At 60.7% G+C, this 12,022-nt stretch carries 16 protein-coding genes; 14 read left to right on the forward strand and 2 right to left on the reverse strand.

The features are described from left to right. A partial coding sequence (locus XalbCFBP2523_RS04615; protein WP_146084035.1) for a DNA-methyltransferase occupies window positions 1–435 on the forward strand: 435 nt, incomplete at its 5' end. A 70-nt stretch (window positions 436–505) separates the two neighbouring features. On the opposite strand, the gene XalbCFBP2523_RS04620 is transcribed toward XalbCFBP2523_RS04615, so the two are convergent. Then, window positions 506–976 (reverse strand): DUF3489 domain-containing protein, encoded by a 471-nt coding sequence (locus XalbCFBP2523_RS04620; RefSeq protein ID WP_045758590.1) that lies wholly within the window; start codon window positions 974–976, stop codon window positions 506–508. A 266-nt stretch (window positions 977–1,242) separates the two neighbouring features. On the opposite strand from XalbCFBP2523_RS04620, the gene XalbCFBP2523_RS04625 reads away from it, so the two are divergent. Continuing rightward, the gene (locus XalbCFBP2523_RS04625; RefSeq protein WP_211286554.1) at window positions 1,243–1,380 is read left to right on the forward strand and encodes a hypothetical protein; all 138 of its coding nucleotides are present in this window, start codon (window positions 1,243–1,245) and stop codon (window positions 1,378–1,380) included. A 70-nt stretch (window positions 1,381–1,450) separates the two neighbouring features. Here XalbCFBP2523_RS04625 and XalbCFBP2523_RS17040 read toward each other — a convergent pair. Continuing rightward, the coding region (locus XalbCFBP2523_RS17040; RefSeq protein WP_282956813.1) for a DUF3489 domain-containing protein at window positions 1,451–1,603 on the reverse strand (153 nt) is incomplete at its 5' end. A gap of 453 nt (window positions 1,604–2,056) precedes the next feature. Here XalbCFBP2523_RS17040 and XalbCFBP2523_RS04635 point away from each other — a divergent pair. From XalbCFBP2523_RS04635 to XalbCFBP2523_RS04690, 12 genes are all read left to right on the forward strand, one after another. After that, window positions 2,057–2,422 (forward strand): HNH endonuclease, encoded by a 366-nt coding sequence (locus XalbCFBP2523_RS04635; RefSeq protein ID WP_045758592.1) that lies wholly within the window; start codon window positions 2,057–2,059, stop codon window positions 2,420–2,422. 340 nt (window positions 2,423–2,762) lie between these two features. Then, on the forward strand, window positions 2,763–3,224 hold the full coding sequence (locus XalbCFBP2523_RS04640) for a phage terminase small subunit P27 family (RefSeq protein ID WP_045739245.1): 462 nt from the start codon (window positions 2,763–2,765) through the stop codon (window positions 3,222–3,224). Window positions 3,225–3,279: 55 nt separating this feature from the next. Continuing rightward, on the forward strand, window positions 3,280–4,947 hold the full coding sequence (locus XalbCFBP2523_RS04645; protein WP_211286555.1) for a terminase large subunit: 1,668 nt from the start codon (window positions 3,280–3,282) through the stop codon (window positions 4,945–4,947). Then, on the forward strand, window positions 4,947–6,245 hold the full coding sequence (locus XalbCFBP2523_RS04650; protein ID WP_052687914.1) for a phage portal protein: 1,299 nt from the start codon (window positions 4,947–4,949) through the stop codon (window positions 6,243–6,245). Before XalbCFBP2523_RS04645 ends, XalbCFBP2523_RS04650 begins: the two co-directional genes overlap by 1 nt. Beyond that, complete coding sequence (locus XalbCFBP2523_RS04655) at window positions 6,235–7,170, forward strand: S49 family peptidase (protein ID WP_211286556.1); 936 nt, start codon at window positions 6,235–6,237, stop codon at window positions 7,168–7,170. The genes XalbCFBP2523_RS04650 and XalbCFBP2523_RS04655 overlap by 11 nt, the downstream gene beginning before the upstream one ends. Window positions 7,171–7,299: 129 nt before the next feature. Continuing rightward, window positions 7,300–8,685, forward strand: coding sequence for a phage major capsid protein (locus tag XalbCFBP2523_RS04660; protein ID WP_045765181.1), 1,386 nt, complete (start codon window positions 7,300–7,302; stop codon window positions 8,683–8,685). A gap of 30 nt (window positions 8,686–8,715) precedes the next feature. Then, on the forward strand, window positions 8,716–9,171 hold the full coding sequence (locus XalbCFBP2523_RS04665) for a hypothetical protein (protein WP_045757496.1): 456 nt from the start codon (window positions 8,716–8,718) through the stop codon (window positions 9,169–9,171). Window positions 9,172–9,237: 66 nt separating this feature from the next. After that, entirely contained in the window at window positions 9,238–9,840 is a 603-nt protein-coding gene (locus tag XalbCFBP2523_RS04670) for a hypothetical protein (RefSeq protein ID WP_045757497.1), read from the forward strand. After that, window positions 9,840–10,481, forward strand: coding sequence for a head-tail connector protein (locus XalbCFBP2523_RS04675; RefSeq protein WP_045757498.1), 642 nt, complete (start codon window positions 9,840–9,842; stop codon window positions 10,479–10,481). Before XalbCFBP2523_RS04670 ends, XalbCFBP2523_RS04675 begins: the two co-directional genes overlap by 1 nt. After that, a complete protein-coding gene (locus tag XalbCFBP2523_RS04680; protein WP_045765180.1) occupies window positions 10,478–10,867 on the forward strand; it encodes a phage head completion protein in 390 nt (129 codons plus the stop codon). The genes XalbCFBP2523_RS04675 and XalbCFBP2523_RS04680 overlap by 4 nt, the downstream gene beginning before the upstream one ends. Window positions 10,868–10,875: 8 nt before the next feature. Continuing rightward, window positions 10,876–11,313: a hypothetical protein gene (locus XalbCFBP2523_RS04685; protein ID WP_045757514.1), complete on the forward strand. Its 438-nt coding sequence runs from the start codon at window positions 10,876–10,878 to the stop codon at window positions 11,311–11,313. Window positions 11,314–11,327: 14 nt separating this feature from the next. Further along, complete coding sequence (locus XalbCFBP2523_RS04690) at window positions 11,328–12,011, forward strand: phage tail terminator protein (RefSeq protein WP_052687913.1); 684 nt, start codon at window positions 11,328–11,330, stop codon at window positions 12,009–12,011. Window positions 12,012–12,022: the final 11 nt, after the last annotated feature.

Genomic DNA, 12,022 nt, shown 5'->3' on the forward strand with positions numbered 1-12,022 from the left:
ATCTGGGCCAAGAACACCTTCACGATGGGCCGTGCGGATTACCAGCGTCAGTACGAGCCCATCCTGTACGGCTGGCGCGAGGGCATCGATCACTTTTGGTGTGGCGCTCGCGACCAGGGCGACGTCTGGCAGATCAAGAAGCCGCAAAAGAACGATCTGCATCCGACGATGAAGCCGGTCGAATTGGTCGAGCGCGCCGTGCGCAACAGCAGCAAGACCAAGGACATCGTGCTCGATCCGTTCGGCGGCTCCGGCTCCACGCTCATTGCCTGCGAGAAGTCCGGCAGGCGCGCACGCGTGATCGAACTTGATCCGAAGTATGTCGACGTGATCGTGCGCCGCTGGCAGGACTACACCGGGCAAGCCGCAAGACGCGCCAGCGATGGTCTGACATTCGGTTCAACGCTTCAGGCCAATCAGCCGGGGATGGGATAACCCCCTCGTCTGCCATCGTCTTGCAATCCCCGAGCAAGAAGCCAGGCAATGCCTGGCTTCTTTTCCTCGATCAATCGATGCGGTAGACACGCTCCCCACCAGGCGCTTTATCCGAGACGATGCTCAAATCAAGCTTTTTCTTGAATGCGCCGGCAAACGTGCCGCGTACCGTATGTGGCTGCCAGCCGGTTGCCTCGCAAATCTGCGCGATGGTGGCGCCTTCAGGGCGCTTGAGCATGGCGATCACCTGGGCCTGCTTGCTGTTTTCGCGAATGTGCGGCTTGGCTTGTTCGGTAATGATCTGTATCGGCTTGACCCTGGCCATCGCCCTGAGCGGAAATTCCAGCGCCTTGTAGCCCTCGTCGGAGATGAACCAGTCATTGCCGATGCTCTTGATCAGATTCAGATTGCGGAGGCCGTCGATCACCCTCTGGCGGTCAGCGCCTTTGAAGTTGAATGGAACCCAAACGATTTTGCCCTCGTTGTGATAATCGGCGTGGGCCAGAATTTCTAGCTGACCTGGTGTGACTCGGCTGCTCATTTGAATCTCCCTCTGCGTGTTGGTTGGTGATTGTATTTACGCTCTAATCACCTAGAAATCCAAGTTGTTTTTGCATATTTTCTGATTATTTTTTGTTTTCTTCTTGAGCATTCTCAGATGCTCTTCAAATCCTTAACAACTTACCGATTTCACCCTATTTTTTCATTCGACGCGGCAAATACGTTCACCACCAGGCGATTTATCCGAGATGATGCTCAAACCAAGATTTTTATTGAATGCGCCGGAGATCCGGCAGGCGCGCACGCGTGATCGAACTTGATCCGAAGTATGTCGACGTGATCGTGCGCCGCTGGCAGGACTACACCGGGCAAGCCGCAAGACGCGCCAGCGATGGTCTGACATTCGGTTCAACGCTTCAGGCCGAACAGCCAGGGATGGGATAACCCCCTCGTCTGCCATCGTCTTGCAATCCCCGAGCAAGAAGCCAGGCAATGCCTGGCTTCTTTTCCTCGATCAATCGATGCGGTAGACACGCTCCCCACCAGGCGCTTTATCCGAGACGATGCTCAAATCAAGCTTTTTCTTGAATGCGCCGGCAAACGTGCCGCGTACCGTATGTGGCTGCCAGCCGGTTGCCTCGCAAATCTGCGCGATGGTGGCGCCTTCNGCTTGTGCGATGACGGCGTCTAGCGCGTTTAAGCTGATTGGTGCCTTGCCCTGCACATACTTGCTGTTTTTGCGAGTGCGTGACTCGGCGTGTTCGATGACGGCATCTAGCGCTTTTTCGCTGATTGGCGCCCTGCCTGGCAAACCCAACGCCTTGTAGCCCTCGAAAGCGATGTTCCAGGTGTTGCGGGTTTGCTTGATAAGTGCGCGTTTGACCATTGCATCAAGCACTTTTTTGCGCGCGCTGCCGTTAAGGTTGTCGGGAAACCACGTGATCTTGCCCTCGGTGTGCTCATGGGCATGGACCAAGATGGCGTGCTGGGCGGGGGTGAGCTGGATGGTCATTTGAATCCTCCTCGACGTGTTGGTTGGTGATCGCATGAACGCTCCAATCACCTAAAAAGCCAAGTAGTTTTTGCACATTTTTTTGCTTATTTTTTGAACAGGCCATCAATGCCCAGCAAAGCCCCCACACCCTGCCGCCACCCTGGTTGCGGCAAGCTGGTTTCGGATGGTTCTGGCTACTGCGCCGATCATCAACGTGACAAGGTGGGTTGGCACAAAGACCAGCGCAATGCACATCAGCGTGGCTACGGCGCGAAGTGGCAAAAACTGCGCGCCCTCGTCATGCGCCGCGATCAAGGACTGTGCCAGCCATGCAAACAATCAGCACGCCTGACGCCAGCCGTGGCAGTGGACCACATCGTTCCAAAGTCGCAGGGTGGCACCGATCATCCAAACAACTGCCAGGCGATCTGCCATCGCTGTCACGCACTCAAGACGGCATTGGAATCGCATCATGGACGCAGAGATATTTGATGAAAGAAAACCTGGACAGATGCATAATGACAACGGTCATGGCATGCTCGATTCACTGCCGTGTAGGCAGCTCAGAAAATGCGTCCCGCTGAATTCGCGCCAGAGCAGATCGTTCACTGCCGTGTAGGCAGCTCAGAAATTGTGGCAGGAGGCCCAGGAACTGGCGAACGAGTTCACTGCCGCATAGGCAGCTCAAGCAATGCTCGGGGCATCAACCGGACCCGATCCTGGGTAGGGGGGTCAAATCCTTGCGATGCAATCGCAAAAGACCGCTCGCCCCCTCAATTTTTCTCGCGTGCAAAATGAAACAGGGGGGGGGTCCCCCCTGCAAGGAATCAACATGGCCGGACGCAAGCGTCTTCCCACCACCGTCAAGCAGATCAAAGGCACGCTGCAAAAGTGCCGCACCAATCTAGGCGAACCCAAGCCACAAGGTGATCTGACAGAGCCACCCGACTATATGAGCGAGGGTGCAAAGTCAGCCTGGCGCTACGCGCTGGAATGCGCGCCACCACATCTGCTCAAGCGCCTGGACATGTCGGTGCTGGAAGTGTGGGCCTGCGCCGCTGATCTGTATCGCAAGGCACAGACCGGCATCAACAAGAGCGGATTGCTATTGAAGGCACCTAACACCGGTGTGCCGATGCAGTCACCGTATCTGTCCATCGCCAACAAGCAGGCGCAGATCATGACCAAGGCGGCAACCGAGATGGGTTTTACGCCGGCATCCCGCTCGCGTGTCAGCCTGCCCATGGAGACCGCTGAAGACGCCCTGGACCCTTGGGCGGACATCGTCGGGTAGGCACGCGATAGCAACCTCCCATTACGCCAGGATCGCCTATCGCTATGCCGAAGCCGTGGTCGCCGGCGACATCCTGGCCTGCCGCTGGGTGCAACGTGCCTGCCAACGCCAACTGGACGACCTGGCGCGCTACACCGGCAAAGCCAGTCCCTACCGCTTCAATCCGAAGCTGAAGGACAGCAAGCAAGGCCGCACATTTTTGCCAGCCGACAACCTGTGCGCCTTCATCGAACGGCTGCCGCACGTCAAAGGTCCACTGGCTGGCGCATCGATCCAGTTGGAACCATGGCAGGTGTTCATCCTCTCCACCGTATTCGGTTGGGTGCGGCCCGATGGCAAGCGACGGTTTCGTCGCTCCTACATCGAGGTGCCGCGCGGTAATGCCAAGTCCACGTTATCCTCGGCGGTGAGTCTGTACATGCTCACCGCCGACGGCGAGGGCGGCGCCGAGGTGTACAGCCTGGCCACCACGCGCGACCAGGCGCGCATCGTGTTCGGCGACGCACAGACCATGGCGCGACGCAGCGCCGGGTTCCGCAACCGCTTCTCGGTAAACGTTGGCGCCCACAACATGCACGTGCTGGCCAGCGGCTCCAAGTTCGAAGCGTTGTCAGCCGAGGGATCGACGCTGGATGGACTCAACATCCACTTCGGCTGCATCGACGAACTGCATGCCCACAAGACGCGCACGGTCTACGACGTCGTCGAAACCGGCATGGGTAAACGTGACAACTCGCTGCTGTGGGTGATCACCACCGCCGGCAGCAACCGCGCCGGCATCTGCTATGAGGTGAGGACCTTCGTTACCAAGCTGCTCGACGGCGTGATCCAGGACGACACCCAGTTCGGGATCATCTACGGCCTGGATGAGGGAGATAGCTGGGACACCGAGCAGGCGCTGATCAAGGCCAATCCGAACTGGGGCATCTCGGTACGTCCGGAGGTGCTGGGACCGCTGCAGGCCAAGGCCATGCAACTGCCCAGCGCCATCAACAACTTCAAGACCAAGCACCTCAACGAATGGGTCAACGCCCACACCGCGTGGATGGACATGCGCGCCTGGGATGCATGCGCTGACTCTACCCTGGACCTGGATGACTTCGATGGGCAACCATGTTGGATCGGCCTGGATCTGGCCAGCAAGACAGACATCGCCGCACTCATGGTGCTGTTCCAACACCCGCACATCGCCGATGCCTACGCGGTATTCGGCAAGTATTACCTGCCCGAGGACACGGTCCAGGCCGCCGGCAACAGCCAATATCCCGGCTGGATGCGTAGCGGACGGCTGACGGTCACCGTGGGCAATGTGATCGATTTTAGTTGGATCGAGGCGGACCTGACTCAGATGGCCTCGCGTTTTGAAATCCAGGCCGTGGCCTTCGATCCGTTCCAGGCCACGCAGTTGTCCACGCGGATGCTGGCAGAAGGTCTGCCGATGATCGAAGTGCGCCCAACGGTACTCAATTTTTCAGAGCCGATGAAAACCCTGGAGGCGCTGGTGCTGCAGAAAAAACTCGTCCATGACGGCGACCCGGTGCTGGCGTGGATGGCCAGCAATGTCGTCGCGCACCTGGACGCGAAGGACAACATCTATCCACGTAAGGAGCGACCAGAGAACAAGATCGATGGCATCGTCGCCCTGATCATGGCGTTCTCGCGCGCGATCAAGCCTGGAGACGGCATCGTCATCGACAGCAGTTACCAATTGATGGTGTTGTGATGGGACGCCTTGCCGATTTTCTCGGCCATTTCGGTCGCACGCGCGCTGATGCGAACGACCGCAGCGCATGGGGGTCGTTCTGGTTCGAGCCGGTCACCCTGCGAACCACCAGTGGTGCACGCATCTCGAGCGAGTCGGCGCTGCGCCTGTCCGCTGTCTATGCCTGCGTGCGTATCCTCGCCGAAAGCATGGCGTCCTTGCCTTTCATCCTGTACCGACCGAACCACAGCGGCGGCAAGGTGGAGGTGACCGATCACTGGTTGTACCGGCTATTCCACATCCGCCCGAATCGGTATCAGAACCCGTTCGAGTGGCGCGAAATGCTCATGGGCCACCTGGCGCTGCGTGGCAATGCGTTCTGTCGCATCGTCGGTAATGCGGCGGGCCAGATCACCGATCTGATCCCCATCCACCCGGATCGGGTCAGCCTGGTGCTCTCCAACACCCAGGCCGATGAATACAGCTACCGCATCATCGACCGCATCGGCAATCAGACCATTCTGCCGCGCGGCGCTGTCTGGCATCTGCGAGGGCTGTCCTCCGACGGCATGATCGGTCTGTCGCCTATCGAGATGGCGCGCGAGAGTGTTGGCCTGGCGCTCACCGCCCAGGAATACGGCTCACGCTTTTTTGCCAACGATGCCAAACCCACTGGCGGCTGGATCGAATACCCCGGCACCTTCAAGGACAAACCCGCTCGCGACAACTTCCGAGAGTCTTACCAACACGCGCAGGGCGCGATGAACCGCGGCAAGCTGCTGGTCCTGGAAGCTGGGATGAAGTACCACGAGGTCGGCGTGACCAACAAGGAAGCGCAATTTCTGGAACTGCGCAAATTTCAGGTCACCGACATTGCACGCTTGTTCCGTGTTCCGCCGCACATGATTGCGGACCTGGATCGGGCAACCAACAACAACATCGAACAGCAGTCCATTGAGTTCGTCCGCTACACCATGCGTCCCTGGGCCGAGCGTTGGGAAGCCAGCATCCGCGCCGAGCTGATGCTCGATGAGGACAACATGGACTGCGAATTCGATTTCGCGGCCTTGATGCGCGGTGACGCCAACAGCCGGGCGACTTACTACTCGGCGATGGTCAGCATGGGGGCGCTCACCCGCAATGAGGTCCGCGTGGCCGAGAACTACGCACCGCTGCCAGGGCTGGACGAGCCCTTGGTGGCGCTCAACATGGGCGCCACCGGTCCCAATCAGCAGCCCACACCGACACAAGCGCCGCCGGATGACGACAACGCCGAGCCCAGCAAGATCAACGAACAAGACGACGACGATGAAACGTGACATGCGGGGAGAACTGCTGCTGGCCGAGTTCCTGACCACCCCCTGGGCCTTGATGCCCGAGCGCCTGCATGCGCTCAGTGCCGTGTTTGACCGTTGGAGCAAGCATGCGCCGGTCGCTGACGACCTCCTCGAGCGCGTGATGGCAGACCGCCAGGCACGTCAGATCAAACGTCAAAGTGCGCAATCGGTGTCAGGCGATGGCATCGCTGTGCTGCCGCTGTATGGCGTGGTGACCCAGCGCGGCAACATGGTCGAGGATGTGTCTGGCCCTGGCACCACCAGCACGCAGTTGCTTGGCGCCGCCTTGCGCCAGGCGCTCGCCGATGACAAGGTCAGTCAGATCCTGATCGACATCGATAGTCCCGGCGGCAGCGTCTACGGTGTTGCCGAACTGGCAGACCAGATTCAGTCGGCGCGCTCGACCAAGCCGGTCGTGGCAGTGGCCAACAGCCTGGCCGCCAGCGCGGCCTACTGGATCGGCTGCGCCGCTGGGGAGTTCTACGTCACCCCCGGCGGCGAAGTCGGCTCCATCGGTGTGTGGCAAGCGCACTTCGACTATTCGCAGGCACTGGCCGCTGACGGCGTCACACCGACCTTGATCTCGGCTGGCAAGTACAAGGTTGAAGGCAATCCATACGGACCTCTGGACGAGCAAGCGCTTGGCTTTATGCAATCGCGCGTGGATGACTACTACGGCGCCTTCACCAAAGCCGTCGCCAAGGGGCGTGGCCAGCCGATTGCCAGCGTGCGCGATGGCATGGGTCAGGGCCGTGTGCTGGGCGCCGACGCGGCGCTGGCGCAAAAGATGGTCGATGGCATCGCGACCTTCGATGACGTGATCGCGATGATGCAAAAACGTGGTCGCGCACAGGGCCGCGCCACATCCCGCCTCACCCAAGCCAGGAACACGCTGGCCTTGATGTGACGTACCCACTGTCCGGTATCGCCGGTCAGAACCAACGCACAGCCGCTTGAGGGAAGCCTCGGCGGCTTTTTTATACCCGCACCGGTGATGCTCACCCGCACGGGTTTTTTCATTTGGAGAACCCGCAAAATGAGCAAACACCTACGAGAACTCCAGGCCAAGAAGGCCAAGCTCGTCAAGGACGCCCGCGCCTTGACCGAAGGCGCCGCCGCCGAAAACCGCGATCTGACCGCAGAGGAGGCCAGTCACTTCGACGCACTACGCGCGCAGATCGAAACAGCGTCTGCCGCCATCGACCGGGAGATGAGTCTGGTGGCCGAGGAGGCACGCTCGGCCAGCGTCGTGGTGGCGTGGGCATCAAACGGTGCCGCGCCGCCGTCTCCTGCTGCCGTCAGCGTGCCGACAGGAGGGAGCATCATCAGCGTCAGCGACAACCGAGAACTCGACCCCCGGCGCGGGTTTGCCAGCGTCGGCGAGTTCCTCAAATCCGTGCGACAAGCCGAGAGCGCACGTCGCTCAGGCGGCCTGGTCGACGAGCGGCTGCTGGTGGGGTCCGGGATCGGCGCCATCGCTCCCGGACTGGCAGCCAATGAATCGGCGGGTGTGGACGGCGGCTTTGCCATACCGCCGCAGTTTTCGCAGGACATCTTCACCCTCTCGCTGGGCGAGGACGGTCTGCTGCCCATGACCGACAACGTCGAGATCTCTGGCAACAGCATGTCCTTCCCGAAGGACGAAACCACGCCGTGGGGATCGAACGGCGTGCGCGCCTATTGGCAAGGTGAAGCATCCGTGGCCCAGGCCACCAAGCCGCAACTGGGCCTGACCACCCTGCGACTCAAAAAGCTCATGGCCCTGGTGCCGATCACCTCCGAGTTGCTGGAGGACACAAACGCACTCACCTCCTATCTGCCGCAGCAAATCGCCGAACGCATCCGCTGGAAGACCAACGAGGCCATCCTCAACGGTCAAGGCGATGGCGTTCCACTGGGCGCCTTCCAGTCCGGCGCGGTGATCACCGTGCCCAAGGAGCAGAATCAGGCCAGCCAGACCTTGTCGCTGGAGAACCTGCTCAACATGCAGTCGCGCTTCATGCCCGGCTCGGAGAACAGGGGCGTATGGATCATCAACAAGTCGGTCCAGCCCAAGCTCTACGGCATCACCTGGAACGGCATGCCGGCATTCATGCCCATTGGCTACCAGATCAACCTCGGCGGCTCACTCACCCAGGTGCAGCGCAATACATTGCTGGGAATGCCGGTGATCTTCTCCCAGCACCCTGCACCGCTCTCCAGTCAAGGTGACGTGCTGCTGGTGGACCTGCGGTACTACCACACGATCACCAAGGCCGGCGGCCTGCAGACCGCCACCAGCATGCATCTGTACTTCGATGCCGATGCGGTGGCCTTCCGCACGACCTTCCGGATGGATGGGCAAAGCAAGATCGCACAGGCCGTCGCACCCGCGAAGGGTGCGGCCACGCTCTCGCCCTTTGTCCAGCTCGGCGCGCGCTGAACCCACATCCCTCACACACAAGGACATTCCATGCACTCTCCCAATACCAAGGGGTCGGAGCAATTGGCCATTGCGGGCAGCACTGGCCCCGTCAACGCCAATACTGCGCAAACCGACTGGATCGCTGTCAGCAACCTCCATCGCCTGCTGGCATTGATCGTCGTCGGCGCCAACGTGGGCGGCGTGCTGAACGCACAGCTGCTGCAAGCACTCGACGCCACAGGCACCAACGCCAAACCAATCACTGCCGCCAACGGCCAGGCCAAAGCGCTGACGCCGATCACCATCGGCAATGCGGCAAACCTGCAGGCGCTGATCGATTGCTCGGTCGATGAACTCGACACCAACAACGGCTATGCCTTCGTGCAATTGCAAATCGCACTGTCCTCCGCCGGCCCCATCGCCGGTTTGCTGTTAGGCATCCATCCACGCTTCGAACCGGCCAGCGATCTCAACGCTGCATCCGTGTTGCAGATCATCGGCTGATCTTGGATCTGCCCTCATCCACACCGTTTTCCCCAACCGCTCCACCCTTATCAGAGGAGTTTTTCCATGGACCTGATCCGCTATTTCACCGACTTCTTCCACATCAACGGCGCAGGCGTGCAATGCGTCAAGTACGCCAAGGGCCAGACCTACGCTGCCAATGACGAAACCCTCGCTCACGTCGAAGCCGGACACGCTCAGATCGTGGTGATCGATGTCACCGCCACACGCACCGACACCCCACAGACCGACCAAAGCCCAGCGCAGGAATCGGTGCCGCAGCCCGCCAACGACACCGACACCTCGGCACAAACAGCCGCAGCAACGCCTGGTCAAGCCACTGACAGTAGCGCCACTGCCGACGGCATTGCTGGTACCGCCGACACGACCGCAGCCAATGACCCAAGTGCCACAGAGCCCACCTCGGCGACAACGCCGTGTGCTGATTCCACCGCGGTGACGAACCCGACGGCAATCGCCAACACGACGCTCCCGGTTGCAACCGACACGGCGTGCGTCACCGCCGAGGTGGCAGTGTCTGCACCGGTCAACACGCAGGCCACGGATGCATCAACGAGCGCACCACCGGTCGCTGCAACTGTACCGACCGATCTGCCTGCCACCACGCCACCGGATGCCGCTTCGGCAAGCACTGACACCCCAGGCTGATGCCATTCCATCTGGTGGCACCACCGACGGTGGATGCTTTCACGGGCATCGCCGAGCCGGTCTCACTGGCGCAAGTCAAACTGCACCTGCGCGTGGACGTCGCTGAGGACGACGCGCTCATCCTGGCACTCATCAGCAGTGCTAGGCAGATGGCCGAGACACTGACCAACCGTCAACTGCTCTCGGCCACCTGGAATCTGGTGCTGGACGCTTTCCCAGGTCCGAGCCTGATCGGCGTGCCGGCAGGGACGACTTACTCCATCCCCGAACACGCCATCCTCATTGCGAAGGGGCCGGTGCAAGCCGTGACGTCTATCGTCTACCAAGACATGAATCGCAATCTCGTCACGCTCCCACCCACGGACTACGTGGTGACCTCCACCGATGACCTGACACGCATCACACCGATCTTCGGCCAGATCTGGCCGCCCACTCTGCCGCAGATCGGCGCAGTCAATGTCCAGTTCCTTGCCGGCTACGCCGACTCCACCCAGGTGCCAGAAGGCATCAAACACTGGATCAAGTTGCGTGTGGACAGCCTCTACAACCAGCGTGGCGAGGTGGCATTTACGCGCGGGAACATGGGCAAGCTGCCCTATGTGGATGCACTGCTGGACCCTTACCGGATTGTCTTGCTATGAGTGAATCTCTCCTGCTCCCCGATACCGGAGAACTCAATCGACGCATCGTGATCTACCGCTGGACGGACGCGCCGAACATCAACTTCAACATCGACGCGCTCTTCGATGCGGCGATCAGCCGTTGGGCAAAAGTCGAGCCCATTCGTGGAATCGCATCACGCATGGGAGTCACGACCGCCGAAGAACCCACCCACTATTTTTGGGTGCGCTACAGCGCCGAAACGACGGCGGATTTCTTTTCGCAAGACCGAGTGATCGAGTACCACCGGCATCGCTATCGCATCCTCGATGCACAAAATTTCCAGGATGCAGACCTTTTCATCCGCATCACCACCAAGGACCTGGGCGCCATCGATGCGATGGTGCTTGGCGCTCCCATTGCCTGAGAACGACCATGGAACGCGACAGTACACAGGGACAGGTCGCCGGCATACAGCTGTACGTCGGTTTGAAATTCCATCGCACCATCGACTACGACCGCAAGGCCATGCGCCGTGCCTTGGTCAAGGGCGCGGCTGTCGTGCGCAAGGAGGCACGCACGCTTGTATCAGCGCGTGTGGTCTCCGAACCTGGCGAGTTCCCCGGCCAAGTGACCGGCGCCATGCGTCGGGCGATTGGCGTCATCGGCAAGGGCTCCAAGGGCGGCTGGATCAAGGTGGGCGTGCGCGCCATCCCCGGCAACTTTTATTACCCAGCCGTGCTGTTCTATGGCAGCACAACGCGCAACATCCGCGCGCGCGGCAACTTCATGACCGCCGCCCTGGCCAATCGCGGCAACCAGATCCGCGAACAAGTACGTGATGCCCTGCGCCAGGCGCTGCGTCCTCGCTGAGACCCACAGACACCATGCAGCTCGAACGCATCGTCGCGCAATTGCGCGCGCTGTGCCCATCGTTGGGTGGCCGGGTGGCCGGCGCTGCCCAATTCAAGCCGGTGCAAGAAGCCACCGCACTGCCGGTCCCGTGCGCCTTTGTGATCCCGCTGGACGACAGGCCCGAACCTCCTACCGCTATCAACGCCGTCGGACAGGACATGACCGACAGCTTCGGCGTGATCGTGGCACTGGATAACCGCGCCGACGAAAAAGGACAACATGCCTGCGACGGTGTGCATGCCATCCGGGCCGAAATTTGGCGCGCCCTGCTTGGCTGGGTACCCGGCCCCGTCAACACCGTCAATCCGGCCACCGACTACAACGGCCTCTTCTATGAGGGCGGTAGCCTGCTGGCGATGGATCGCGCCCGACTTTGGTATCAGTTCGAATTCGGCGCGCACATGTGGATTGGTGCCAGCGACGGTTGGGAAGCCGGCGCCTTGAGCGCTCTGCCAACCTTCGGCACCGAGGATGCTCAAGGCCAATGGTTACCCGGCTCGGCCGTCAACCTCGAAGTCGACGTCGGTACGCCCATCTTCGATCCCACCGCCACCTATCCGACCAACCCAAACAACGATCTCGCACAGTCCACCGTGCGCGCACCGCGTGAGCACGGGCCGGATGGGCGCGTGGAATTCAATCTTTCCGTTCCGTGAGCGGATCGCAC

This window comes from Xanthomonas albilineans (assembly GCF_002939705.1).
Classification (GTDB): Bacteria; Pseudomonadota; Gammaproteobacteria; order Xanthomonadales; family Xanthomonadaceae; genus Xanthomonas_A; species Xanthomonas_A albilineans.

Bases quoted from the DNA above. Each gene is read 5' to 3' on its own strand.
- XalbCFBP2523_RS04620 (WP_045758590.1), bottom strand. From the start codon at position 976: ATGAGCAGCCGAGTCACACCAGGTCAGCTAGAAATTCTGGCCCACGCC.
- XalbCFBP2523_RS04635 (WP_045758592.1), top strand. From the start codon at position 2,057: ATGCCCAGCAAAGCCCCCACACCCTGCCGCCACCCTGGTTGCGGCAAG.
- XalbCFBP2523_RS04640 (WP_045739245.1), top strand. From the start codon at position 2,763: ATGGCCGGACGCAAGCGTCTTCCCACCACCGTCAAGCAGATCAAAGGC.
- XalbCFBP2523_RS04650 (WP_052687914.1), top strand. From the start codon at position 4,947: ATGGGACGCCTTGCCGATTTTCTCGGCCATTTCGGTCGCACGCGCGCT.
- XalbCFBP2523_RS04655 (WP_211286556.1), top strand. From the start codon at position 6,235: ATGAAACGTGACATGCGGGGAGAACTGCTGCTGGCCGAGTTCCTGACC.
- XalbCFBP2523_RS04660 (WP_045765181.1), top strand. From the start codon at position 7,300: ATGAGCAAACACCTACGAGAACTCCAGGCCAAGAAGGCCAAGCTCGTC.
- XalbCFBP2523_RS04665 (WP_045757496.1), top strand. From the start codon at position 8,716: ATGCACTCTCCCAATACCAAGGGGTCGGAGCAATTGGCCATTGCGGGC.
- XalbCFBP2523_RS04670 (WP_045757497.1), top strand. From the start codon at position 9,238: ATGGACCTGATCCGCTATTTCACCGACTTCTTCCACATCAACGGCGCA.
- XalbCFBP2523_RS04675 (WP_045757498.1), top strand. From the start codon at position 9,840: ATGCCATTCCATCTGGTGGCACCACCGACGGTGGATGCTTTCACGGGC.
- XalbCFBP2523_RS04680 (WP_045765180.1), top strand. From the start codon at position 10,478: ATGAGTGAATCTCTCCTGCTCCCCGATACCGGAGAACTCAATCGACGC.
- XalbCFBP2523_RS04685 (WP_045757514.1), top strand. From the start codon at position 10,876: ATGGAACGCGACAGTACACAGGGACAGGTCGCCGGCATACAGCTGTAC.
- XalbCFBP2523_RS04690 (WP_052687913.1), top strand. From the start codon at position 11,328: ATGCAGCTCGAACGCATCGTCGCGCAATTGCGCGCGCTGTGCCCATCG.